This is a genomic window from Cyclobacterium sp. SOCE241, from assembly GCF_056867545.1.
Map to the genome: position 1 here is coordinate 2621068 of NZ_CP149779.1, position 25868 is coordinate 2646935.

Here is a 25868-nt window from a genome sequence, read left to right on the forward strand (position 1 = left end):
AGAATTTGAGGCATTTGCAATGCCGGCTCTTCCTAAAAGGACTGGGATTTGGTTTGCCCTAAAGCGCGTTTTTGATAAGAAATAGACGGTGTAATTTTGTCAGCATTGTTGCAGAAAAGAGCAACAATACCGCCAAAATCATATCAACTGATAATTTACTAAACCAGTGGCTGAGGCCACTGGCTACAATAATATCACCCCTGCCGGGGTTTAGATTACGAACAAGTTATTACGTGACTTAAAAAATCATTGGGCAGGGTCGCTTTTCCCTCAACTGCTCACATTACATAACTTCAAACCCTGAAAGCTTATTCGTCAGTCAAAATCACTTCATCAATATTGGCGATTATAAAAACAATCGGCAATTTTACTCCGACGGATCCGACGACTTCGATGGCTTCGACGACTTCGACGGCTTCGACAGGCTCAGCCACCGGAGACAACTCAGTCACCGTAGCCACCGAATATATCACAACCACCAGACACGCCTCAGCCAATATTGCCAATCCCCTCACCGAATATTACATAATCAAGTTAATTCTGAACTTATTATATTCATCATCCCAGACCTGGAGGGCCTGAACAATAATAGCCGTGGGTGGCAACCCACGGGTCAGAAACCTACCTCAAACACCACAACCCCGGATGGGGTTGAACAGGTACCAAATTTTACCCTAAACACTCAGAATCAACTTATCCACTTCACCTCATTGAACCCTATCACATGGGTTACTGTTACTTTTAATAAACTTAGGCAAATTTAAGGGCTGAGATAATGATCAAAATCATAAGCCCATGAAGCAATTTTAGTTTTGCAAACAAAGTGCATTTAAACAAATAAATCCTTACTTTTGCATTCAAATGGCGAAAGCAATAATTCACATATCTCTCTCCTTGATGATCTTGCTCAACGGCTTGGTTTTTTCTGTCATACAGATGGACTTCACCATCAACCGCGCTTATATCATTGAGAACTTTTGTGTGAATAAAGACAAACCCATGCTGCATTGCGATGGGCAATGCTTCCTGGCAGAGAAATTAAAAAGGCCCAGGACCAAAAAGAAAACCAAGCAGGAGGCATAGAATTTAACAGAGACTTTGGCATTTTCATTTTACAAGAAGCCTCTATTTCATTGACTACCCTTCCATCCACCAACCTAAATCACGGAACTTCCTATCAGGAAGCCAACAGGGTTTCCCAACTCGTAGATATTTTTCACCCACCCAAAGCAATTGCCTAATTCTCTTTGACAGTGGGCCATTTAATCTGAAAAACGAGTTAATATAGCTATTGTCTTTTTGGTTAAAAGTCTTGATAAACAGAAGGCATACAACTTGGTGGCTTTAACACCAAAATTGCAATCAAACTCGCTTTTTTAACGTTTATTTAGGGCAACCTGTCACATTTTCTATTATTTTACATTGGCTGGTAAAGGTTATGTCACGATACCCAATTACTTATTCTATTGGGATAATCATGATTTGTACGTCAATTTGGGCTTGCAAGGAAGAATTGGTTGAAGAGCCCCTTCCCGATAACACCGAAATTGAATTACAACATCCTGATTATTTCCCTAACAATATTGCTTCCCCAAGCGACAATCCCCTCACAGAGAAAGGTGTAGCGCTAGGTCGAATGCTTTTCTATGAAAAACAACTGTCACTGGACGGGTCCATTTCATGTGCTTCCTGTCATCAGCAGTCTAAGGCTTTCACGGATGGTGAGCAGTTCAGCGCCGGTGTAAATGGCACCATTGGTGTAAAGAACGCCATGTCATTGGCCAATTTACATTGGACCTCCAGGTTCTTTTGGGACGGACGCGCAGAAAGCCTGGAAGATCAAGCCCTTCAGCCAATTTCGGATCCTACAGAAATGAACTTACCCATAGAGGAAGCGGTCGTGAGATTGCAAAATGATCCGGATTACCCAGCACGTTTTGAAGCAGCCTTTGGGACAAGCCAAATAAGTGCTGACATGGTCAGCAAGGCTCTTGCTCAATTTATGCGAACATTGGTCTCCGGCAATTCAAGGTTTGACCAATGGATCAAAGAAGAGATTGTCCTTACCGATATAGAACAATTGGGAATGGAGCTTTTCTTCACTCACCCGGAAGCATCTATAGCCTTGCGAGGTGGCAATTGTGGTGACTGTCACTTGGGTTTTTTGACTTCAGGCGATAGAAACGATTTGTTGGGCTTTCATAACAACGGATTGGATTCGGATGAAAATTTAGATTCGGGCTTAGAGGCGGTCACGGGAAAATCGGAAGACAAGGGGAAATTCAAAGCTCCAACGCTACGAAATATTGCACTAACCGCTCCCTATATGCATGATGGCAGGTTTAACACTTTGGAAGAAGTACTGGACCATTACAATGAGCATGTGGAAAACAATGCGACTTTGGACATCCTTATCCTGGAAGCCAGCAATGAAATCATTACACCGGGAGATCCGGTAAAGCTCCACCTTACTACACAAGAAAAAGAGGCCATTATCGCTTTTTTACACACATTAACAGACGAGACATTTATAACTGATCCGGCATTTTCGGATCCTTTTAATTAAAATATGATGAAAAATTTAGCTATTATACTATTGGTCGTTTTAGGCTTTACCTCTTGTAAAGATGACGAAGAGGAAATGTTTACTTCAATTCAAGTGAACCTTGAATTCGCTCATGTTCTCAATGGAGAAGCATTAGAACTGGATGGAAAAGCTTATAACCTGCCCTCAGGTGAAAGCTTCACCCCGAGTAAATTTAAATATTACATTTCTAATATCACGTTTGAAAACAGTGAAACCGGCAACACCTATTTCGTAGCAGATGGTTATTACCTTATTGATGAAGCCGGAAAAAAGAAATCACTTTTGAAGTACCGGCTGGGAGTTACGACAAACTATCTTATTACGTAGGCATAGACAAAGAAAGAAACCTATCTACAGATCAAGTGGGCGATTTGGATCCTAGCAATGACATGGTCTGGAGCTGGAAAACAGGATACAAGTTTTTGGTCTTAGAAGGTGAATGGGAATACGAAAGTTCTGACAGAAGAGGGCTTGTCATTCATATTGGCAATAACGATCCTGAGACAGAAGTTAATTTCAAAGAATTCTCTTTTGACTTATCTTCAGAGGGCTTAACCTTAGGCAGTGAAGCCATGGTAGACCTTGACATAGAAGCCGAAATAAGCAGCTTGTTCACCGGCGACACTGAATTAGTGGTACACGAGCTAGAAAGCACAAGTATCATGGGAGGACCATTGGCCATTTCTGTGGCGAACAATTACCAGAAAAGCCTTTTTTCCATCAAATAAATCATATTTACACTCCTAATTAAATGGGCTTCTGCAAAACCGGTTTGTTATTTATACTGTTGGCTTCAGGCTTGTCAAATGCTTGTATGCCTGCATTTGATGAGGTGGAAAAAATATACCGGAATATTATGTTCCGGTGTATTCTTCTTCGCTTCAACAGGATGACTTTCCGCAACCGGAAAGGAATTACCTCAACAAAGAAGGAGTAGAATTGGGCAAAACACTGTTTTATGACCCGGGATTGTCTGCCAATGGAAAAGTTTCATGTGCAGGATGCCACTTGCCTGACAAAGCTTTCAGCGATGGACTGGCATTGACCAATATTGGAGTATCCGGATCGGCCTTGCATAGGAATTCTCCTGCCTTATTTAATTTAGCCTGGCATGACGGGCTATTTTGGGAAGGCGGGGCCAATGACCTGGAATCCATGGTTTTTGGTCCCCTCACACATCCCGACGAAATGGCAGCAGATCTAAATAAAGTACTTCAATACATCAACACCCATGAAGCTTACCCCCTGTTATTTCAGGAGGCATTTTCTTCAGACAGCATTACAAGTTCAACCATCGCAAGGTCCCTGGCTCAGTTTATGCGAACCCTTATTTCCGATGACAGCAAATACGACCAATGGAAAAGGGAAGAAATCGAGCTCAATTCAGAAGAATTGAAAGGCTACAGCGTATACCAAGAACATTGCAGTAGTTGTCATAAAGAGGGATTATTTACTGATTTAAGTTACCATAACAATGGACTGGACAGCAGCTATCCTGACCCACCGGAATTGGAAGGGCTGTATCAGGGCAGGTACAGGATCACCTACAAAGACGAGGATATGGGTGCTTATAAAACTGCTTCTCTGAGAAACCTATCCTTTACCGCCCCCTACATGCATGATGGCAGGTTTGCTAGCCTTGAAGAGGTATTGGATCACTATGAAACCGGCATTAAGACCAATGAAACCTTGGCCCCAGAACTCGAAAATGGTATTGTATTAAGTACCACCGAAAGAACACAACTACTGGCTTTCCTTCACAGCCTTAATGATTATAATTTTATTACAAATCCAGCCTACCAAAAATAGGTTTACAACTATGAAACGACTCACTATTTTAGCGATCACCCTGTTGACATTCTCCTTTTTACCCAAAGAAGCAAAAGCATGTGATAGCTGTAACTTTTTCGAATACAGCCTCTTGCAAAACAGAAGCTATTTTGGTCTGTTTTACAGGCACCGCAGTTTTGGCGACTACACACAATATGGGAACACCACCAACCAAGTCACCACTGCAGGTTTTTCAAATGCCGTTTTTGAAAACAGTGCTGCTAACAACTACACGCCCAATGCCAGAACCTTATCTGCTACTATACCCGATCAAAGGGTCATGCATGAACCTGAGGGAACCGGACTTTATGTCAACAAAACCAAAATGGATTGGGAAACTTATGAAACGGTAGAGTTGAGAGGAAACTTCATGTTAAAAAACAACTGGAACTTCGCCTTTCTCCTACCTTACGAATCCAATGTTGTCTATTATGAAAAATTGTTAGACCTACCCAATCCCGTTCAGGACACCACCATAAGCGTGAAAGGTTGGGGGATTTGACGTTAGCAGCTGATTATATCCACTATATCTATAACCCTAAGGCAAGGCATACTTTCCGTCCCGGGATAGCCATCACTGCTCCCACCGGACAATCAAGACAAATAGCCAATGCGGAGCAACTTTATGATCCGATTATTCAACCCGGCACAGGGTCCTGGAGTTTGATTGGAAGAATGAATTACCAATTGTTTTATACAAAAACAGGTGCCAACCTCTCTTTTAGCTATAAAACAGCCACTGAAGGGAGCCAGGATTACCAATTCGGAAATAGCTTTAACGGATCGGCTGTAGGCTTTCACCAATTTACCATCAATAACGATTGGATTTTAGTACCTAACCTTGGTGGGTATTTTGAACATGCAGCGAATGATACTTGGGAGGGTGAAAAACAAGCCCTAACAGGCGGTGATGTGGTATTTGCACAGGCCGGAACAGACCTCAACATTAAAGATTGGACTTTGAGTTTTGTCTGGCAGACGCCTTTGTCACAAAGTTTAAATGGAAATCAAATCCTTCACAAAAATCGCCTAAGCATTGGGGTAATTAAATCTTTCAAATTGTAAGAGAAAGGTGGGAAAAAAATTAAAAAATATAAAAAAAAGTAGGTATTGGTAAGCTTCAAAAAATCCCAAAAAATTCAATAGTTTCCAGCGCATAAACCAAACGCTTAGAATCTTTTCAAAAAATCAACTCAACACTTTCTTTTCGGTTTTAACATTGTTCCAGAACAAATAACCAAATCCTAACTGAGGAACAATTATCAACACTACATGAAGAAAATTCACCCCACCACTTATGGATACATTTAAACTCAACAGGTTGGCTACAGCCAGTATCAAAACCAAAGATACCAGAGCAAAAAGATGGGCCAACATTAATTTTTTTGACTTTTCATAATCTTAAAATTTACTTTATCAGAGCTATTAAAAATAATCAGTGCCGTTATTTACACTTGATAACATGACAAAATTGGAACATAAAATCCGTAAAAACAAATCCCCCAACACCCCTAGATCCCTTTGAATTTCAATGTTTTACAAAATAATACGTTACAAAAAACCTTAATTGCAAATCGTTTTACTTAAATTGCATTTCACCTCAAAAAAACTTTTTGAAAAAAAATTGATTTTTTTTCACCTGGCCTTCATTGGGCAAGTTTAAACTGCTTAAAGCAATTGATTTTAATAAATCACACCTCTTACGACCTGGTTCCGGATGTCACTGTTTTGACTTCATACAGTTTTGCGGGAAGGTTAGTATTCTGCCATACTGTAATTGACACAGGCAGTTATTACTGTTCAACCCCTATAGTCCTGAGGCATGTAAAGTAATGTAGGTTTTCGAATTGGTTATTTTTTTTATTCATTAGGGATATAAACACAATGACAGCGTAAATCCCCTCATTTTTATTAACCCGGAATGAATTGAACAAGGGTCTTCTATTAAATAGCTGATTGTAATTGCGTTTTACAAGTTCGTTGATAGGTAGGAGTAGATGCAATCTACTCCTAGTAGTGACATCTACAAGCGAAACCTGTTTATTGAAATAGTTTACGCCTAATTTTGGTAAAAAAGCTACAATACCCGCAAAAACACTCATGTAAACTATGCTGCATTGCATTATGACCTGATGTAGAATTGGGGTTAAAACGTCTAAGCTTTAGTGTACTATTTTTTTACCAAAGCAATGAACTCATTTTCCAGATAAATCTTATCCAAGGGCCCAAATTTTCTACTACCGGGTTTCTTTCCCAATAATTGATGCTATTTTTGTATTTTGGAAAGAGAAGTATGACATATCAAATCAAGGCCTTTGAAAACGGTATTAGAATTGTTCATCAGGAAGTAAGCAGTACCCGCCTGGTTCATTGTGGATTTATTCTTGACATCGGAAGCAGGGATGAAACAGAAGAACAGGTTGGCTTGGCGCATTTTTGGGAACACATGGCCTTTAAAGGCACCCAAAAGCGGAAGGCCTTTCACATCCTCAATAGACTTGACTCTGTAGGTGGCGAACTCAATGCTTATACTACCAAAGAAAAGATATGTTTCTATGCCACTGTATTGCAGCAGCATTGGAACAAAGCAGCTGATTTACTTTGTGACATTACCTTTAACAGCACTTTTCCACCAAAGCAAATAGAAAAAGAACGACAGGTAATATTGGAGGAAATGGCCATGTACCGGGATTCACCGGATGATGCCCTCCAAGATGAATTCGACAGCTTACTCTTTCCCGATCATTCTCTAGGCTATAATATTTTAGGTACTGAAGATTCTGTGAAAAGTTTTACTCAACAGGACTTTATCAATTTCATTGCAGAGCATTTGGACACCTCCAAGATGGTGTTTTCTGTGGTAGGCAATATCAGTTTTAAAAAGGCTGTCAACCGGTTAGCTCCTTTGCTAAGCAATATTCCCACCAGCCGAAGCACTAAAAAAAGGATTCCTTCATTAACCTATGTACCAAAATCCAATGCCTTTCATAAAGACATCAGCCAAGCCAATTGCGCCTTGGGCAAACCGGCGCTCTCTATCCATGACCCAAGGAGGTATAAACTTCACTTGCTCAACAATATATTGGGAGGCCCAAGTATGAATTCAAGGCTCAATATGGCTTTAAGGGAAAAACACGGCTTGGTATACAGCATAGAATCCGTTTATCAGGCATTTACAGACACAGGCTTTATTGGCATCTATTATGGCACTGAAGAAAAGGCAGCCGCCAAAGCAAGGAATATTGTTTTAAAGGAAATTCAACGCATTTGCACCCGAAAACTCGGGAGCATGCAGTTGCACATGGGCAAGGAACAAGCCATAGGGCAGATGGCCATGGCGGAAGAAAACCATGCCGGACTAATGCTGGTATATGGCAAAAATCTGCTTGACAAAGGAAAAATTGAACCTTTAGAAGCTATTTTTTCAAGCATTCGGTCTTGCACAGCTGAGGAACTATTGGAACTTGCCAATGAAATATATGATATAGATAAATTTAGTTTTCTAACCTATCTACCCAAATAATCATGATGGACGAAGAACTATTAAAATATTGTGAAGACCACAGTGGAAGCGAAGACAAACTACTTCAGTTGATCAAAAGACAAACGCATTTAAAGGTTTTGAAACCTCGGATGTTGTCCGGCCACCTGCAGGGAAAAATGCTTGAAATGTTTGTAAAAATGACAAGCGGTATAAATGTTTTAGAAATTGGTACGTTTACAGGTTATGCGTCCATATTTCTGGCCAGAGGGCTAGCTCCCGAAGGTAAACTGACAACAATTGACGTCAATGAGGAATTGGAGGAAATGGTGCGTGGTTTTTTCAAGCAATCAGGACTTAATGACAAAATTGATTATACAATAGGCAATGCACTTGAAGTGATACCCAACTTAACGGCGCCTTTGGATTTTGTTTTTATTGATGCTGACAAGCAGAATTATGTCAACTACTTCGATTTGGTGGTTGACAAAATGAGACCCGGAGGATTAATTTTAGCAGACAATATTTTATGGTCGGGAAAGGTTTTGGAGAAGAACCGAAAAAATTGGATAAAAACACAGCCGCGATTTTGGCATACAATGAGAAAGTAAACAAGGACCCGAGAGTTGAAAATGTAATTTTACCGATAAGGGATGGCATTATGCTTGCTCGAAAGCTTTAACCGGAATCAAAGAATGAAAAAAACAGTAATTGCCTTTTTAATTTTTTTTATCCATCTAAATGCACCGGTATTTGGGCAGACACCACAGGTTCCCCGAATCATTGAGTTTGCCGGCATCACCCTTAAATTAAACGAGGCAGCAAGAAAGGATATTCAGGCAGATGTGGATGCTCAATACAGAAGCGCCTCACATTTTCAAGTAAAACTAGACCGAGTAAACCTCTATCTTCCCATAGTCGAAAGAGTTTTACGTGAAGAAGGAGTCCCGGAGGATTTTAAGTTTCTCGTAATTCAGGAAAGCAGCCTGATTTCGGATGCGGTCTCCACTTCTAATGCAGTGGGCTTCTGGCAATTTAAAAAAGGAACAGCCGAAGAAGTTTTTTTAAGAGTGGATAATGAGGTAGATGAAAGAAAAAGCATTGTTTCGGCCACTAGAGGAGCTGCAAGGTACCTAAAAAAACACCAAAAATACTTGGACAACTGGGCTACCACCTTAGTGTCCTACCAAATGGGACTAGGTGGTGCCAGGCGCTATTATGATGACAAGTACAAAGGTCACCGCAGCATGGACATAACGCGAGGCACCTATTGGTACCTCAAAAAGTTCTTGGCGCATAAAATCGCTTATCAAGCTCAACTTGGAAAAATGGTTAGCAATGGAGATTATTTGCATGAATATTCCATCAAAGGACCTACTAACCTTAAAGCTGTAGCAAAAACCCTAGGGGTAAGTGAAAATCATTTAAAGGAATACAACAAATGGTGTTTGAAAGGAAACATACCAGGCGACAAAACTTACACCATCACCTATATAGTAAAAGGAATAGTTCCTGAAAGACCATTGCTGGCCAGTAATCCGCCTTCCACAAATAATGCAGGATTACTTGCAAGCAGTACCAATGCTTCCGGTTTTCCTAAAATCACAGGTAACCTAGGCAACGCCAAACAGGCTAATCAAATAAAAATCAATGGAATAAAAGGTATTATTGCTATTTCTAATAACCAAAGTGAACTAGCGATTCAAGCAGGCATAAGTGAGGGGAAGTTAAGAAGGGTTAATGATTTAAAAGCGGCAGATCCTATTCAGCCGGGAGCCTATTATTATACTAAAAACAAAAAAAGTAAAGCCAAAACCCCGGAGCATGTCGTTCAGCCGGGTGAAACCCTTTGGGAAATTTCTCAACGATATGGTATCAGAAAGCATTCATTAATGGCCAAAAACAGGATTTATAAAGATGAGCAGCTTTTGCCGGGAATGGTATTGCGCCTAAGAAAATACTATAAAAAAGACGAAAGTATAAAGCGTGTAAAACTAAGTCCTGTACCTGTCCAAGGAACTGAACCTAGAAATGAGCCGAGAACACAGCCAAGTCCTCAACCGGCCCAACCAAGAGTGGAAGTAAGCACTCCAAAAAAGATCCGGTGCCTACAATTCCCAAAGAAACGAAAGAGGCTTACCAAGAATATCAGGTAAAACCGGGAGATACCCTTTACTCCATTTCCAGAGCTTTTGCTGTAACAGTAGAAGAATTAAGACGTTGGAATAATATTGGTGAAGATAATCTCCTATCAGTAGGACAAAAACTGGAAATCAGAAAATAAATAAAATTTTTGACTGTATATTTGCATTTCACTGTCTATTCATCATGAACATCAAATTTGTATTCGTTCTATTCTTACTCATTACAGCCAAAATCAGCATTGTTTTTGGGCAAGATGCTCTCTCCAAAGCTGACACGGTAATCATAGGAGGTGATACATTGATCATGTTGGGAGACTCGCTGATTTTCACTACAGAAGAAGAACCTAATTATTGGAAAAAAGGGGGCAACTTTAATTTAAGCTTACAACAAGTAAGTTTAAGCAATTGGGCTGCCGGTGGAGCCAGCTCCTTTGCACTCAATACCGGACTTCAACTTTTCGCCAATTACAAAAAGAAAATATTATCTGGGACACAAACCTTACCATCAACTATGGAATAAACCGGCAAACAGGTAGAGCTTACCCCACTAGAAAATCCAACGACAACTTTATTTTCATTAGTAAATACGGCAGACAGCTCAGTAAAAAAATTTACCTTTCCACCCAAATAGATGCCCGAACCCAATTGATTGAAGGGTACCGATATTATCGAGAGTCGGGAGCTGATCGAGACAGTAGAAGCCGCCTTTCAGATTTTCTGAGTCCGGGCTATGTCCAATCCTCAACAGGTTTGAATTACCAAACCACATCAAAAAACGGAGCCAAATTCTCCTCCATTTTATCTCCTTTTACAGGAAGGTTTACGGTAGTATTGGACGATTCTCTCAGTACAGCAGGAGCATTTGGAGTTGTGCCTGGGGAGAAGGTAAAGCCTGAGGCGGGTATATCTCTAAATACCACAGCCGATTTTAAAGTTATGGAGAATGTCAGTTGGAAAATGGATTTAAACCTCTTTACCAACTATGAAAAACTGGGCAATACTGTTGTTAACTTTAACTCCGTTATCAGCCTGAAAGTGAATAAATACATCACCACTAGAATAGCTACCATCATGATCTATGATGAAAGTGTGTATGTTCCACAAGATGAGGGGCCAGCCACTCGGGCCATACAGCTTCAAAACCTCATTAATTTTGGCATTGGTTTAGATTTTTAAAACCTAAAACTCGAAACATCCCTGCCTTGATATTGAGCAAGATTGATTCAAGCCATTTTCTATTATTCTTACCCCTTTCAAGACCCGTTCTTCCTTGAATAACTTTAAAAGCTTTTGGCAGATGAAAGGGAAGAACCAAAATTTCGTTTCAAAAATCCGCTTGTAAACCAAACCGTTTTTTCAACTCCTTCAGCGCAGGGGATTTTTCCATCAGATAAGTAAACTTCTCGCCTGCAGTATAGAGGTTTTTTATAGGATCCTTTTCATGCTCAGTGATCTCAAAAGTCACCTCCACATCCGGATGTCTCAATTTTCTTCTTAAAATCCCTGTGAGTTCAGGTTTCAGTTTCGGAAATAAATCTTCATGCAAGCCACTGCTTAACATAAAGACAACTTCCTGACCTCTAACCTCAAAAGGTTGATTAAGCAAGGCCATTTCCATGTTTTTATGGTCTTCTCTAAACTCTTCAAGTACTTCAGCAAAAACATTTTTTACAGTGTCCTGATTGATGGGCTGTCTAGGTAAGCTCTCGTCCAATACTGGTATTTCCTCTTTGGCGCTTTCTTGTTTGGCCAATTTCTCTGCGGGTTTCGCATTCACCTGATTTTTAACTGCTTTCAGGTTTGAAGGAATAGAAATTGTCTTTTTGATGACTTGAGCCGGAGTAGATTTTGCTGAGGATTTGGGATTTTCTACAGCCTCATTTCTTACTTCAGACTCATTTGCTAGGCTTTTTTTGCCTCTTGGTCCGACACTGCCGCAAGTGAAATAGCGTGGGGCAATTTAGCCAGTTTCATCAAAACCAATTCCACATGCAATCTCTGGTTTTTACTGGCTTTATAAGACAAATCTGCTTGATTGCAAATACTTAGTCCGGACAATAAAAAAGACAAGGGGCTTTTTGCAGATTGCTCTACATACCTTTCCTTGGCTGTTTCAGACACCTGAAGCAAAATGGCTGTATCTGGATCTTTACACACCATCAGTTCCCTCAAATGTTCACTTAAACCTACCAGAAAGTTATGCCCATCAAAACCTTTTTTAAGAATTTCATCAAAAATCAGTAAAGCCTTGGAGATGCTTTCTTCCAAAAGCGCATCTGTAACTTTAAAATAATAGTCATAATCCAGTACATGAAGGTTGTCAATTGTCTCCTGATAGGTAACCTTTTTTCCTGCGGAAAAAGTAACAATCAGGTCATAGATAGAGAGAGCATCTCTAAGGGCCCCATCGGCTTTGGTGGCGATAAGCCTTAGCGCTTCCGTTTCATAATCGACCCCTTCTTCCTTAGAAATGTATTCTAAATGCTGGCTAATGTCCTGAATTTGAATTCTATTGAAGTCAAAAATCTGACATCTTGAAAGAATGGTAGGAATAATTTTATGTTTCTCAGTGGTGGCAAGAATAAAAATTGCATGTTTGGGAGGTTCTTCCAAAGTCTTCAAAAAGCATTGAAGGCTTGGGTGGTAAGCATGTGAACCTCATCAATTATATAAACTTTGTATTTCCCCTTTTGAGGAACATACCTCACTTGGTCCACTAAGTTTCGCATATCATCGACGGAGTTATTCGATGCTGCATCCAATTCGTGAACATTAAAAGAGCTGTTGGAATTAAAAGCTTCACAAGAACTACATTCATTGCAAGCTTCCCCATTGTCTTTTCTGTTTTCACAATTTATGGTCTTGGCCAAAATTCTGGCACATGTAGTTTTACCGACTCCTCTGGGCCCACAAAACAAAAATGCTTGCGCTAAATGCTCATTTTTTATGGCGTTTTTGAGGGTAGTGGTAATATGGCTTTGCCCCACCACACTTTTAAAGTCCGAGGGTCTGTATTTTCTGGCAGAAACAACAAAATTTTCCATCACCGCAATTTATAAAATTAATCGAACTTAAAACTCACAGTTCGTCCTTTTTACCAGTTCAATTTCCCTAACCTACTGAAAACTTGAGCATTTAAATATTTTTCATTTTCCAGAAACCAACCGGCTTCCTTGTTTATGCTCATTATCGATTTCTTAGAAAGTTTTCTCAAAACACCCCTGATCAACCTAGTTCAGGTCCTGTTATCAAATAGTAATTAGCTAATTCTTCCTTTACCTTATTGGGTGGGATATACATTCTGATTAATTCTCTTTGCTTAACAAAACCACGATTTACCAGCCAGGAGTATAATTTATAATGATGCACTCCCAAATCCAACACAAAGTCATGGCCCTCGAATGTTTTCAATATCCGAGTAATAAGTGCTTGTGCTACAAAATCATTTGAGGCTATCATGGGGCCTAATTGTAATAATTTACTCCCCAGTCTACAAAGCACATAACCTACTATTTCTTCTCTTTCTTTTACCAAAAAGCTCCATTGGGAAGCCTCTCAAACAACTGTTCCAGAAGCTTGGCCCGGTCAACGCCAAAAACTTTGTAATCATAAGAGAGGATGTCAGGAAAATCATCCGGGGTTACCACTTGTACCTCTACTGTCACACTTTCTTTTATTGACGATGCTTCCTTGGGACGGATCCACCTAAAAAGTGAATACTCTTTAACAAAACCCAATTGTTCGTATACTTTTTGGCCGGCGGGGGTTGCATCCAGTTTTATGGTTTGTTTGTCTCCTATTCTTTGGATAACCTCTCGCATCAACCTTTTGCTGATTCCTCGTCTTCTGTAGCTTCGGTCCACCAACATCATTCCTATCCAAGCCAATTTATTTTGGTAAGAATAGGCGCAAACTGTGCCTACAACTGCATCTTCTCCCTCAACTACGAGACATAAACTAGGGTTCTCAGCTAATATCAATTGCCAATCTGCCTCTGTTTGGTTCCATCCTTCCACAGTCTTCAAGCGCATGGCAGCCTCCAAGTCACTCAGCTGCATTTCCCTTAAAAATAATTCTGAATCCATTTTTACTTAACAACTTAAATTGAAATATAAATCGGTAAACTGGAATATTTAACTGCATTTGAGATTTTTTTCATATTTTAGAAATTCTAACCTCCGGAAACCCAATTAACCCAGCTATCAATATGGTGAAAACCTTGATAAAACTTGAAGTACTTAAAAGAATAAGAGGAACTTCTTTCGCAAGAAGCTTAGCCATTGGCATATTGATGCTATTCATTGGTATTTTATTATTGGGTTACCTGTTTTTATTTGGGCTATTCCTGAATAGACTGGTCACAGATGTTCTAGAAAAGCCAGATGCAATTATTTTCATCAACAGCAACCTGCTTTATTTCTTTTTATTAGAGCTAATTTACCGGTATTTCATCCAACAATTGCCGGTAATCAACCTAGAAAACTATTTACATTTACCTATTCCTAAATCAGGAATAATTCATTCTTTACTGATCTGCAGTTTCTTGTCCCCACTTAACATTGTGGCTTTGTTAATATTTGGGCCCTTTGCATTTGTGGAAGTCATGTTAGTGTATGGAATGGCGCCTGCTTTGGTATGGTTGGGAGCAATTTTATTAACTAGCTGGTCCATGCACTGGTTTGTGCTATGGTTTAAACAGAGGTTTGAGGACAGTCTTACTGGAACACTCGTTGTATTCAGCGCACTTTTGATTAGTATTGGTTCAAATTATTTCGGTTTATATGATCTGGGTGGTTTCTTTGAACCCGTCTTCACCTTTGCCCTTGAAAACCCTGCTCCTATCGTATTATTAGCCATTTTTTTATTTTAAGCTACTTCCTATGCTTTGCATTTTATAGGCAAAATGCCTATTTGGAAGAGTTGGCAGAAGGAGAGCATTTACAATTTGCCAACCAAGATTTAGGCTTTTTATCAAAATTTGGACTTGCCGGTGAAATGGCCAACTTGGAATGGAAACTTATCATCAGGCATAAGAAAAGCAGAACCTACCTTATGCTTTGCCTTTTTTCTTACTGTATGGATTGATATTTTACACCAACCCTGCCTACCGGGTAGAAACAGGATTTAGCTATTTATTTATCTTTGTAGGCACCTTCATTACGGGAATTTTTATGCTTCAATATGGGCAATTATTCCTAAGCTGGAATTCGCCTACTTTTGACTTCTACACCCACCAGAAAAATGGATTGCGCGCTTTGGTCAGAGGGAAATACTTGCTATTTTGTGGTATTTCTTTTTTGTGCTTCATCCTCTCCGTACCCTATGTTTATTTCGGCTGGAATGTACTATTCATACATTTGGCTACATTTTTATTCAATATGGGGGTTACCATACACTTGGTTATTTACATTGCCCTTTGGAAACCCAAGCCAATGAACCTCAACAAAGGCTCTATATTCAACTATGAAGGCATGGGCCTCTCTCAATTCCTAATGATTGTTCCTTTGGTAGCTGTACCCTATGTGGTTTTCTTACCTGTCGCCTACTGGTTTGGGGATTATTTCGGCTTGTTGGCTCTCAGTATAATTGGAGGATTCGGCCTGCTGGTATTCCCAATGGTCTCTAAAAAAATGGCTGATGTGGTTGTAGAGAAAAAGTATGAAATTTCCGCTGCATTTCGTCAAGAATTATGATAAAAATAAACGCTTTAAAAAAAATATACGGCACCACGACCGTCCTTAACATCCCTGAACTTACCATCCCAAAAAGCCAATGTATCGGCCTTGTGGGGAATAATGGTGCAGGAAAAACTACCTTATTTCGAATTATGCTCGACCTAGTTAGGGCCACCGAGGGCTTTGTAAGCGTGGATGAGGAAGAGGTAAACAAGGGAGAGCAATGGAAAACAAAAGTGGGGGCCTACTTGGATGAAAACATGCTCCTCTCCTATCTTAGCCCGGAGGAATATTTCAAAGCTTTAATAAAAATTTATAGGCTATCTGAAGAAGACCTTCAACTGCATCTCGACAAGTTTGCCGATTTTTTTAATGGGGAGATCTTGGGCACAAAAAAGTACATTCGAGACCTATCCAAAGGAAACATAAAAAAGGTAGGGATAGCGGCCGCACTTTTAGGAAAGCCGGAAGCTGTCTTGCTTGATGAACCATTTGAAAACCTTGACCCAAGCTCTCAAATCAGGTTGAAAAAATTAATTTTAAAAGAAAAAGAAGAAAATTTGGTTACCTTTTTAATTTCTAGCCATGATTTAAACCATGTAACGGAAATCTGTGAAAGAATAGTACTATTGGAAAAAGGCATCATTGTGAGAGACTTAGAAGACAAAAGTCTAATGACAGAAGAGTTAAACAATTACTTCAATGTCAGCTGAACTATAAATACAAAGATTGTACAAGCAAATATCATGTAAGCCATCCAATATTTTGCTTTAAAGAAACATGTCTGTATTGATCGAAATAGCGTATTTACCGCTTTTCAACTATATTAAGTTCTCCCTATATTTTTCCGTTAAAATCGTTTAATTTACGATTTCAATTGAAACCAGAATACCTATGGCTAAAACAGAAAATCCAAATAGGAGAAAATTTATTAAAAGATCAGCATTGAGTTCAATGGCTGCTCTTTTGGGTAGTAAAATAGTCTATGCCCTTCCCGAAAATTACACACCTGTTGCTCTGGAACAAGACAATGATCCGGGCACACTTTTCGGAAAACATAAGGATATGATTGTCTTGAATGACAAGCCTTGGAATGTGGAATCAAAAGCCCATTTATTGGACGATGATGTCACACCTGCCGATAAAATGTTCATAAGAAATAATGGGTTGATTCCTGATAAAATCGATGTAGACAACTGGACCTTAACCATAAAAGGGGAGGCCATGGATGAAGAAAAAACCTATTCTTTACAAGAACTTAAAACAAAATTCACCAATCACACCTACCAACTGGTTTTGGAATGTGGAGGAAATGGCAGAAAAGAATACTTTCCACCTACCAAGGGAAACCAATGGTCTTTGGGTGCCGTATCTTGTGCCAAATGGACAGGAATTCGACTTAGGGATTTACTAAAGGATGCAGGAATAAAAGACAATGCGGTATATGTGGGTTACCACGGTGCTGACAAACACATCAGCCGTGATCCAAACAAAAGCCCTATTTCCAGGGGAATACCTATCTCTAAAGCAATGGAGGATTACACTTTATTAGCCTTTGCCATGAATGGAGAGGACATCCCTATAGCACATGGACACCCTTTACGATTGATAGCTTCAGGATTCCCTGCATCAGTATCCGGAAAGTGGCTGGAGGCCTTGTCTATTCGTGACCGAGTTCACGATGGAGAAAAAATGGCAGCCCCTCCTATTCAATTCCTAAAACACCTGTGGAACCGGGTGCGGAAGTGAAAAACGAGGACATGAAAATCATAGAAAGCATGCCTGTAAAATCTCTTATTTCCTATCCAAAATCCGGTGCAATGATCGCCCCTAAACAAGCATTGGAAATTAGAGGACACGCCTGGACCGGTGCTAAGCAAATCACTAAAGTGGAATATTCTATTGATTTTGGAGCCACCTGGCATGGCTGTAATCTCAAACAAGCCGCTAATCAGTACTCTTGGCAGCACTTTACAGCTAAAATTAATTTTCCTGAAAAAGGATATTATGAAGTTTGGGCCAAAGCTACAGATAACAAAGGCATCAGCCAACCCATGGTTACCCCGGGCTGGAATCCAAAAGGATACCTGAACAATGCATGTCATAGAATTGCCATAAAAGTAGCCTAATATGGGAAAATCGAGAGCAATCATTGCCACAATATTAATCGCATTATTAGCCCTTGGAGCTTATTTGTGGTCCACCAAAGACCAAGCCCCTTCCGATGGGGAGTTTGTTGCTGCTGACGCACCGGTGGATGCCAACCCTTTGGCATCAGAAATAGTAAATGGAATTCATGTACCCACAGGCTTAATAGCAGACGAAGGGCTTAATTTGGTTATCGCCAATTGCACCGCCTGTCATTCAGCTAAACTAGTTACCCAAAACTATGCTGACCGTGAAGGTTGGAAAAAAATGATCAGGTGGATGCAAAGCTCCCAAAACCTGTGGGACCTGGGCACACAAGAAGAAGTAATTCTTGATTATTTGTCCAAGAATTATGCTCCGGGAAGTGCTTCTCAGGGAAAAGGAGGCCGAAGGGCACCTTTAGGAGAAATAGAGTGGTATGATTTGAATAATTAATTCAAGGTCTTTCCGCTATAAAAATTTGCACATAGCCTTTAACATCTTTGTTGAAGGCTATTTTTTTTCCATCATTTGAATAATTGATAGCAAAAGGTACAGTGTCAAAGGTTGGAGTAATAGCAGAGGCTTTGCCTGGATTCATCTCCTCATCTACAGTATTGACAAAAACCTGATTATTGCAGATATATGCAAACTCCTTTGTCTTCGGGTGCCATCGCACTGTACTCTGCACTGCTGTCTCATGAAAAGACACTTGCTTAGGTTCTCCTCCAAGAGCAGGAATTAAAAAAACCTGATCAATCCCATTTTCATCTTTGGCCAAATAAGACAAAAAGACCCATCCATTGACGAAGTCACCCAATGCCTGAAATCCGTGGTAACACCCGGATATTTTTCGTTCTCAGTATAAGTTAGCCTTTTAACTTCTGCTCCTGCAGGTGGCATGGGCATGGTAGTAGAAGTTCCTGCAAGCGGACCTTCGGGGCCCTCCACATTAATTTCTTCAGGAATATCCACTATAAAAACTTCTGTAAGTTTCTCTCCTTTTTTGGTCTTTAGGTCACCTAAGAAAGCTCTGGCCATTTGCCAACTACCATCTTCCCTTTGATACCCCTTTTGGCCAACCCACCAGTCACTATATGCCTTGCTAATTTCCTCTGTACCCGGGCGAGGATTTGGCACTACTTTAACGACCAACACCGAATACCATCCTCCCTGGAAATTTTCACCGTTTTTTGCTGTGACTTTTGGGCTTTTCAGGTTTCTTTTAGACACCCCTATTGTCCTTAAATTGAACGTTTCCCCTGTTTTCTCCTCCAAATCATACATTATGGCATCATTATAAGTATAGCCTAACCAATCCCCATCACCACTCCACTGGTGCCTATGGGTCCCCCTCGTAATGCTCCGGCAGTAAATGGGGCCTCAACATCTCGACTATCCATCCAATAAGATGAATTGGTGGTTTCATCCACAATCCTCCCTAGTCTTCTATGCATAGCATAGGGCTTTTCTTTATTGGATGGAGGCAAACCATGGATAAATACAAGTTCATTTTTACTTGGATGGTAACTGACCGCCCCTACACCTGGACCATATTCATTGGAATGCTCGGTTTGATAAACAACTTTTGTCTCACCGTTCTGAACATTTACCTTTTCTATGATTGCATTTTCCCCTATTCCTCCTTCATTTGGTCTCGTATCATAAACTATCCAGACATCATCAGGTGAAAAATTTTGATTATTGTCCATGGCATGATTCTTTTTTGATGGGTCAATTGCTTGACTTGCCAAATATTTTGAGAAAAAGCGTTGAGGTTACCATCATGAACAATGCAGAAAAAAGATAATTTTTAGGTTTATTTAAGGTCATTTTTAAAGTTTCTTCAAATTTAACTCTCCAATATACGGTAGATTGATAAAATTGTACCAATGTTTTAAGTAGGTTATGGCAATTGATGCTTTTTTATTTCACCTATTTTATTAATATTTCCAATTGAAAGACAAAACCCTGACCTTATGAAATATTTTTACTCGTGGTTCCTATTCCTATCCCTTGTTTTTGCAAGCACTGCTCAGGAAATCCATTGGGAAAATACCGCGCCTGGTGTATGGAAAGGCACCTTGGGAGAGGCTGAGAAATACAATCTATTGACTGCTTCGGGCGCAATACCCAATTTTACTGCTTTGACCAAACTGGGCAAGCCACCTTTCCCCATGAGTAAAGACAAAATCTCAGGCAGATTACAAGATGGAAAAACCTATCTTCAATTGCCACTAATAAAAGGAGAAGAGATTTATGGGTTCGGGTTAAATTTCAAAACCATTCATCAAAGAGGAAGGATATTGCGCCTACATGTGGATCATTATGGCGGCCAGGACAATGGAAGAACGCACGCCCCTGTTCCATTTTATGTGACAAGTGAAGGCTATGGGGTTTTCATCAATTCTTCGAGGTACTTGGATATCTATGCAGGCAGTGGATCTAGGCTAGACAGTGACAATCCTGCAGAAGCTTTAGACAGAAATACGGACCCTTTATGGACGGCCACACCATATTCTGATGCCGTGGAAATTTTGATCCCTGCCAAAGGGGTAGAATTTTATATTTTTGCCGGTCCTTCCATGCTGGAAGCCATTCAACGGTTTAATTTATTTAATGGAGGAGGCCCAATCCCTCCCCGATGGGGACTTGGTTTCACTCAAAGGGTTCACCGACTATATGACCAAAAACAAGTATTGGCTGAAGCAGAGGAATTTGAATCCAAGGGCTATCCTTTGGATTTCATTGGTCTTGAACCGGGCTGGCAAAGTAAGTCCTACCCTAATACTTTCGCATGGGATCCCACACGCTTCCCCCAACCGGAAAAGCTTATACAGCAGCTAAAAGACAAAAATATTAGTTTAAACCTTTGGATCAATCCTTATGTTTCCCCGGAGGCAGATTTTTATAACACACTTAAACCATACTATGGAAGCCATACGGTTTGGGCCGGAGCTGTTCCTGACCTCAGCATTCCGGAAGCTCAGGCATTGTACTGGAAAACCTTTAATAAAGAACACGTTCTTCCGGGAGTAGGTGGATATAAAATTGATGAAGTGGACGGTTATGATCGTTGGCTTTGGCCGGATGTGGCCCGATTCCCATCCGGACTTGCTGCTGAACAAATGCGGCAGACTTATGGTTTGCTGGTTCAAAAACAATCAAGTCAACTATTTCGTGACCAAAACCGGAGGACTTACGGACTGGTAAGGGCTTCAAATGGTGGAGGTGTTTCTTTTCCCTATGTCATTTACAATGATTATTATGACCACAAAGATTTTATCACAGCACTTATCAACAGTGGATTTTCCGGACTATTATGGACACCGGAAGCAAGGGCATCCAAAAGCGCAGAGGAATGGTTGAGAAGATTTCAAACGGTGGTCTTTTCACCCATGGCCATGATCAATGCTTGGGCTAGTAACACCAAACCTTGGTCTTATCCGGAAGTAGCCGAAGAGGTAAAAGAAATGGCACTGTTAAGAATGAAAATGATGCCATATTGGTACAGTGCTTTTGCTGATTACCATTTTGAAGGAATCCCACCTTTTCGTGCGATGCAGCTGGAGTCAGGTTTTACCCTCAAACCCCAAGGGCCAAAAAATGAACTTACGGACCTTGAAGAAAACCCCTACGAAGAAGCAATAAAAAAAGAAATTACAGACCAATACATGGCCGGGCCATCCTTATTGGTAGCTCCCTTATTTGCCGGGGAGAAAAGTCGCAGTGTAGTATTACCTAAAGGAAATTGGTATGACTTTTACACAGGAATATACGTAGGAAATGGAGAAATAATCACCGTAGAAGGTCGCTTGGATCAAATCCCTGTTTTTGTAAAGGATGGAGGAATTATACCTATGATGAAATCCCGATTACATGCCCCGGGAAAGGGAGAGCGATATGACCTGGAAATTTTTCATTATGGAGAGGCTCCAAGCCACTTTTCTTTGTATGATGACGACGGAATTTCGTATGATTATGAAAAAGGGCACTATTCTTGGAGAGAAATTAAGGTATTTAAAGGAAGTGATGAACAGTGGAAAGGCTCAATTTCTCCTGCTAAGGCACAAAAACCGAACAATATTGAAAATATACGCTGGGTATTTATGACTGAAGGTAATGGAAAAAACCCACTAAAATAAAACATTTAAGGATCTTCACATGAATTTAAGTTTACAATAAAAAAGAGATGAAGGTATAAAACTGTTTTAAACACATAATTCGATCACTTTAATTTCAAATAACTTGAAGTAAGCCTAAACTATTATATTATAGCCTCCATACTATCCAATTGAATGAGCTATTTTAACAGTAAGCTTATCACTCGGGTTTAGGATAGGCATTAATAAAACAATTATCTCCCGGAAATGGTTGTGAAGATAAAATCTAATTTAACTTTAGGAGGAATCAGCCACAACCAATTTTTTACAAAAGCATTAGTTGCTAAAAATTTATGATCTCATAACAGAGAATCTAAAAATAATTGACAATCAACACTCACAAAAAAGAACAAAACGATGAAAAAAAACTTACAATTCAAACGAAACATTTTCACTTATATTACAGCCTTGGTAATTCTTTCGGGGGCATATGCCTGTTCCACCAAAGTCACCTTCCCTGTTTCAAGTGTTGTTCCTGGTGCAGAACCGGTCGCTTCAATAAATAAAACCAAGGAGGGAGCTTACCAAGTTAATCTTGACATTAACAATTTAGCACTACCGGAACGACTTTCTCCCCCAAAAAAACATTATATAGTTTGGATTGAGGCAACTGGACAAGGCCTTATAAAACTTGGAGAAATTGCTAACAATAGTGGCATGTTTAAGAACCGTGGAAAAGCATCTTTTGAAAAAGAAACGATGTACAAGCCTACAATGCTACTTATAACGGCCGAAAACAGCTTAGATATTAGCTATCCGGGCTCTAACGTCATCCTAAAAAGTAAGCCTTTTGAATTAAAATAATTTTAAAAATAAAGAGGACGTTTTTAAAAGAATAATATTATTTAATAATTATCAATTACAGATTTAAATACTTTTTCAAAATTTAATTCTTACTTTTGCATCTTAATTTAATTTCACATGCAGAGTATTCGAAATATTGCAATTATTGCACACGTTGACCACGGAAAGACAACCTTGGTAGATAAAATTATACACGCCTCTAAAATTTTCAGAGAAAATCAGCAGTTTGAAGACCTTATATTGGACAACAATGACCTGGAAAGAGAGAGGAATTACCATTTTATCAAAAAATGTTTCTGTAAGGTACAAAGATACCAAAATTAACATTATTGATACTCCCGGTCACGCCGATTTCGGTGGTGAAGTAGAGCGAGTTTTGAAAATGGCTGATGGTGTTATTCTTTTGGTCGACGCTTTTGAAGGACCCATGCCACAAACCCGTTTTGTGTTAGGCAAAGCCTTGGAGCTAGGTCTTACCCCTATCGTAGTCATCAATAAGGTGGACAAAGAAAACTGTCGTCCAGACGAAGTTCATGAAGCAGTTTTTGAATTAATGTTCAACCTTGATGCAACAGAAGAGCAACTAGAATTCCATACTTTGTATGGCTCTGCCAAAAACAACTGGATGGGTGAAGACTGGAAGAATCCTAATGATAGCATTCTACCGCTTTTAGATGCAGTTGTCAAATACATTCCGGAACCGAAAATCGATGAGGGAAGCACTCAAATGCAAATCACTTCTTTAGATTTTTCAAATTTCGTAGGTCGTATAGCCATCGGAAGGGTAAAAAGAGGAAGCATTAAAGAAGGTCAGCAATACGCCCTTTGCAAAGAAGACGGTGTAGTTAAGCGAGTTAAAGTTAAAGAACTTCATGTTTTCGAAGGTCTTGGTAAAAATAAAGTAACAGAAGTTCAAGCAGGAGACATTTGCGCTATCACAGGTGTAGAAGGTTTTGATATTGGGGACACCATTGCAGACCTTGAAAATCCTGAACCTTTGGATAGGATCTCAATTGATGAGCCTACCATGAACATGCTTTTCACCATCAACAATTCTCCTTTCTTCGGTAAAGAAGGAAAGTTTGTAACTTCTCGCCATTTGAGAGAAAGGTTAATGAAGGAAACGGAGAAAAACCTTGCTTTGAGGGTAGAGCCAACTGATAGTGAAGATAAATTCTTGGTTTATGGTAGAGGTATTCTCCATTTGTCCGTTCTTATCGAAACCATGCGAAGAGAAGGTTATGAGTTGCAAGTAGGACAGCCGCAGGTAATCTATAAAACGATTGATGGAGCGAAGCATGAGCCTATTGAAACATTGGTAGTAGACGTACCTGAGTCATCTGCCGGAAAAGTGATAGAGCTAGCTACCCAGAGAAAGGGAGAACTTTTGGTAATGGAGCCAAAAGGAGATTTACAACACCTTGAGTTCAGCATCCCGTCAAGAGGGTTGATTGGTCTAAGAAACAATGTATTGACTGCCACACAAGGAGAAGCGATCATGAATCACCGATTCTCTTCATACGAACCTTTTAAAGGTACAATTCCAGGAAGAATTAATGGTTCTCTAATATCTATGGAATCCGGTCAATGTACCGCTTATGCCATCGATAAATTACAAGATAGAGGAATCTTTTTTGTAGATCCAGGAGACGAGCTTTATACAGGAATGGTTATTGGTGAGCACTCTCGGGACAATGACATTGTAGTAAACGTGAAAAAAGGTAAGCAACTTACCAATATGCGAGCCTCCGGTTCAGATAACAACGCGAAGATAGCTCCCGCAAAAAAATTCTCCTTAGAAGAGTCTATGGAATACATCCAAAAAGATGAATACCTAGAAATAACGCCTAAAAGTATTCGGATGAGAAAAATTCATCTGGAAGAGAATGAAAGAAATAGAGCGGCAAAAGCACAAAATGCTTAATTAATTTTAAAGGGTGGTATTTAAATTCCACCCTTTTTTTGCCCAAACATTCAGCAGATACTGTGAATTGATTAGTTTTACATTTCAATCAGCCCAAAGTAACAGGTAGCAATTTATACCCATTATCCGGGTTTGGTCTTTAAATGAAATATACTTATGAAAAAAATTGCAGTTTATACCTCTGGTGGGGATTCGCCCGGAATGAACGCTTGCGTCAGGGCAGTAGTAAGGACAGGAATTTATCATAACCTGGATGTATACAGCATCAAATACGGATACGATGGCATCATCAATGGGAATATTTCAAAAATGGAATCCCATTCGGTTAGCAACATACTTCAAAGGGGCGGTACCATTTTAAAATCCGCTAGAAGCAATGAATTCCGCACCAAAGAAGGGAGAAAAAAGCCTATGATCAATTGACCAAGCACGGCATAGATGGCCTTGTGGCCATAGGTGGTGATGGTACTTTTACCGGTGCTAAAATATTTTATGAGGAATTCGGAATTCCTGTAGTAGGTTGTCCCGGCACCATTGACAACGACATCTATGGTACCGATTACACCATTGGTTTCGACACAGCTGTAAATACAGCTTTGGAAGCAATAGATAAGATCAGGGATACAGCAGCAGCACATGACCGTGTCTTTTTTGTGGAAGTAATGGGCAGAGACAGTGGCTATATCGCTGTAGAATGTGCCATAGGCGGTGGAGCTGAAGTAGTGATGGTACCTGAAACCATAACCACCTCAAAGCAAGTGTCTGATTACTTAAAAAATTTAAGAGAATCTAAAACATCAAGCATAGTGGTGGTGGCCGAAGGTGATGAAGAAGGTGATGCGGCCACCATTATGGCAAAAGTGAAGTCCGAATTTGTAGGAGAAGAAGAAAAGAAGTTTAAAGTGACCACCCTTGGGCATATTCAGCGAGGTGGGAGCCCTACAGCCAAAGATAGGTTATTGGGTAGCCGAAGCGGATTGGCCGCAGTAGAGGGCTTGCTAAATGGTAAATTCAACTGTATGGCCGGTATTATTAATGATCAGGTCGTTTACACTCCATTCGACGATTGCATCAACAAAAACAAGCCATTGAACAAAGACTACTTAAGATTGCAAGAGATTTTAAGTATTTAA

General features: G+C 39.9%; 21 protein-coding genes and 8 pseudogenes. 21 read left to right on the plus strand and 8 right to left on the minus strand.

The window, feature by feature from the left end:
- Positions 1 to 308 precede the first annotated feature (308 nt).
- Complete coding sequence (locus WG932_RS13000) at positions 309 to 506, minus strand: hypothetical protein (protein ID WP_187770879.1); 198 nt, start codon at positions 504 to 506, stop codon at positions 309 to 311.
- A gap of 501 nt (positions 507 to 1007) precedes the next feature.
- Between WG932_RS13000 and WG932_RS13005 the strand changes: the two genes are divergently transcribed.
- The 7 genes from WG932_RS13005 (at position 1008) to WG932_RS13035 (ending at position 5482) form a co-directional block, all read left to right on the plus strand.
- Entirely contained in the window at positions 1008 to 1241 is a 234-nt protein-coding gene (locus WG932_RS13005; RefSeq protein ID WP_483088231.1) for a hypothetical protein, read from the plus strand.
- A gap of 197 nt (positions 1242 to 1438) precedes the next feature.
- Positions 1439 to 2566 (plus strand): cytochrome-c peroxidase, encoded by a 1128-nt coding sequence (locus WG932_RS13010; protein WP_483088232.1) that lies wholly within the window; start codon positions 1439 to 1441, stop codon positions 2564 to 2566.
- A 3-nt stretch (positions 2567 to 2569) separates the two neighbouring features.
- Complete coding sequence (locus WG932_RS13015) at positions 2570 to 2914, plus strand: MbnP family protein (RefSeq protein ID WP_483088233.1); 345 nt, start codon at positions 2570 to 2572, stop codon at positions 2912 to 2914.
- 2 nt (positions 2915 to 2916) lie between these two features.
- On the plus strand, positions 2917 to 3315 hold the full coding sequence (locus tag WG932_RS13020) for an MbnP family protein (protein WP_483088638.1): 399 nt from the start codon (positions 2917 to 2919) through the stop codon (positions 3313 to 3315).
- A gap of 136 nt (positions 3316 to 3451) precedes the next feature.
- The gene (locus WG932_RS13025; RefSeq protein ID WP_483088234.1) at positions 3452 to 4396 is read left to right on the plus strand and encodes a cytochrome-c peroxidase; all 945 of its coding nucleotides are present in this window, start codon (positions 3452 to 3454) and stop codon (positions 4394 to 4396) included.
- A gap of 10 nt (positions 4397 to 4406) precedes the next feature.
- Positions 4407 to 4919 carry a hypothetical protein gene (locus tag WG932_RS13030; RefSeq protein WP_483088235.1) on the plus strand — a complete coding sequence of 171 codons (513 nt, stop codon included), beginning with the start codon at positions 4407 to 4409 and terminating at the stop codon, positions 4917 to 4919.
- Positions 4916 to 5482 carry a hypothetical protein gene (locus tag WG932_RS13035; protein ID WP_483088236.1) on the plus strand — a complete coding sequence of 189 codons (567 nt, stop codon included), beginning with the start codon at positions 4916 to 4918 and terminating at the stop codon, positions 5480 to 5482. The genes WG932_RS13030 and WG932_RS13035 overlap by 4 nt, the downstream gene beginning before the upstream one ends.
- Before the next feature lie 123 nt (positions 5483 to 5605).
- Here WG932_RS13035 and WG932_RS13040 read toward each other — a convergent pair whose 3' ends face one another.
- Complete coding sequence (locus tag WG932_RS13040) at positions 5606 to 5794, minus strand: hypothetical protein (RefSeq protein ID WP_483088237.1); 189 nt, start codon at positions 5792 to 5794, stop codon at positions 5606 to 5608.
- A gap of 916 nt (positions 5795 to 6710) precedes the next feature.
- Between WG932_RS13040 and WG932_RS13045 the strand changes: the two genes are divergently transcribed.
- The 6 genes and pseudogenes from WG932_RS13045 to WG932_RS13070 all read left to right on the plus strand — a co-directional run bounded on the left by WG932_RS13045 (position 6711) and on the right by WG932_RS13070 (position 11218).
- Positions 6711 to 7940 (plus strand): M16 family metallopeptidase, encoded by a 1230-nt coding sequence (locus WG932_RS13045; RefSeq protein WP_041934919.1) that lies wholly within the window; start codon positions 6711 to 6713, stop codon positions 7938 to 7940.
- Between the two features lie 5 nt (positions 7941 to 7945).
- Positions 7946 to 8580, plus strand: a pseudogene (locus tag WG932_RS13050) (O-methyltransferase).
- Between the two features lie 13 nt (positions 8581 to 8593).
- Complete coding sequence (locus WG932_RS13055) at positions 8594 to 10054, plus strand: LysM peptidoglycan-binding domain-containing protein (RefSeq protein WP_483088238.1); 1461 nt, start codon at positions 8594 to 8596, stop codon at positions 10052 to 10054.
- The gene (locus tag WG932_RS13060) at positions 10003 to 10182 is read left to right on the plus strand and encodes a LysM peptidoglycan-binding domain-containing protein (protein ID WP_483088239.1); all 180 of its coding nucleotides are present in this window, start codon (positions 10003 to 10005) and stop codon (positions 10180 to 10182) included. Before WG932_RS13055 ends, WG932_RS13060 begins: the two co-directional genes overlap by 52 nt.
- 164 nt (positions 10183 to 10346) lie before the next feature.
- Positions 10347 to 10642: pseudogene (locus WG932_RS13065) on the plus strand (DUF3078 domain-containing protein); the annotation flags it as partial.
- A gap of 45 nt (positions 10643 to 10687) precedes the next feature.
- A complete protein-coding gene (locus tag WG932_RS13070; RefSeq protein ID WP_483088771.1) occupies positions 10688 to 11218 on the plus strand; it encodes a hypothetical protein in 531 nt (176 codons plus the stop codon).
- A 148-nt stretch (positions 11219 to 11366) separates the two neighbouring features.
- Here the strand turns inward: WG932_RS13070 and WG932_RS13075 are convergent, their stop codons facing one another.
- The 4 genes and pseudogenes from WG932_RS13075 to WG932_RS13090 all read right to left on the minus strand — a co-directional run bounded on the left by WG932_RS13075 (position 11367) and on the right by WG932_RS13090 (position 14127).
- Positions 11367 to 11819 (minus strand): hypothetical protein, encoded by a 453-nt coding sequence (locus WG932_RS13075; protein ID WP_149392609.1) that lies wholly within the window; start codon positions 11817 to 11819, stop codon positions 11367 to 11369.
- Between the two features lie 125 nt (positions 11820 to 11944).
- Positions 11945 to 13086: pseudogene (locus WG932_RS13080) on the minus strand (DNA polymerase III subunit gamma/tau).
- A 181-nt stretch (positions 13087 to 13267) separates the two neighbouring features.
- The gene (locus WG932_RS13085) at positions 13268 to 13576 is read right to left on the minus strand and encodes a GNAT family N-acetyltransferase (RefSeq protein WP_483088240.1); all 309 of its coding nucleotides are present in this window, start codon (positions 13574 to 13576) and stop codon (positions 13268 to 13270) included.
- Positions 13570 to 14127: a GNAT family N-acetyltransferase gene (locus WG932_RS13090; RefSeq protein WP_483088241.1), complete on the minus strand. Its 558-nt coding sequence runs from the start codon at positions 14125 to 14127 to the stop codon at positions 13570 to 13572. The genes WG932_RS13085 and WG932_RS13090 overlap by 7 nt, the downstream gene beginning before the upstream one ends.
- 206 nt (positions 14128 to 14333) lie before the next feature.
- On the opposite strand from WG932_RS13090, the pseudogene WG932_RS13095 reads away from it, so the two are divergent.
- From WG932_RS13095 to WG932_RS13110, 4 genes and pseudogenes are all read left to right on the plus strand, one after another.
- Positions 14334 to 15735, plus strand: a pseudogene (locus WG932_RS13095) (DUF5687 family protein).
- Positions 15732 to 16430, plus strand: coding sequence for an ABC transporter ATP-binding protein (locus WG932_RS13100; protein WP_014018592.1), 699 nt, complete (start codon positions 15732 to 15734; stop codon positions 16428 to 16430). The pseudogene WG932_RS13095 and the gene WG932_RS13100 overlap by 4 nt, the downstream one beginning before the upstream one ends.
- Before the next feature lie 181 nt (positions 16431 to 16611).
- Positions 16612 to 17846: pseudogene (locus WG932_RS13105) on the plus strand (sulfite oxidase).
- A gap of 1 nt (position 17847) precedes the next feature.
- Complete coding sequence (locus tag WG932_RS13110; RefSeq protein ID WP_483088242.1) at positions 17848 to 18300, plus strand: hypothetical protein; 453 nt, start codon at positions 17848 to 17850, stop codon at positions 18298 to 18300.
- Position 18301: 1 nt separating this feature from the next.
- Here the strand turns inward: WG932_RS13110 and WG932_RS13115 are convergent, their stop codons facing one another.
- Positions 18302 to 18625, minus strand: a complete 324-nt coding sequence (locus tag WG932_RS13115) for a TolB family protein (RefSeq protein WP_483088243.1) — start codon at positions 18623 to 18625, stop codon at positions 18302 to 18304.
- Positions 18586 to 19556: pseudogene (locus WG932_RS13120) on the minus strand (DUF3748 domain-containing protein). Before WG932_RS13120 ends, WG932_RS13115 begins: the two are co-directional and overlap by 40 nt.
- Before the next feature lie 267 nt (positions 19557 to 19823).
- Here WG932_RS13120 and WG932_RS13125 point away from each other — a divergent pair.
- The 4 genes and pseudogenes from WG932_RS13125 to pfkA all read left to right on the plus strand — a co-directional run bounded on the left by WG932_RS13125 (position 19824) and on the right by pfkA (position 25868).
- Positions 19824 to 21989, plus strand: a complete 2166-nt coding sequence (locus WG932_RS13125; protein ID WP_483088244.1) for a glycoside hydrolase family 31 protein — start codon at positions 19824 to 19826, stop codon at positions 21987 to 21989.
- 375 nt (positions 21990 to 22364) lie between these two features.
- Complete coding sequence (locus WG932_RS13130) at positions 22365 to 22811, plus strand: hypothetical protein (RefSeq protein ID WP_483088245.1); 447 nt, start codon at positions 22365 to 22367, stop codon at positions 22809 to 22811.
- Between the two features lie 117 nt (positions 22812 to 22928).
- Positions 22929 to 24735 (plus strand): annotated as a pseudogene (typA, locus tag WG932_RS13135) (translational GTPase TypA).
- Between the two features lie 156 nt (positions 24736 to 24891).
- Positions 24892 to 25868 (plus strand): annotated as a pseudogene (gene pfkA / locus WG932_RS13140) (6-phosphofructokinase).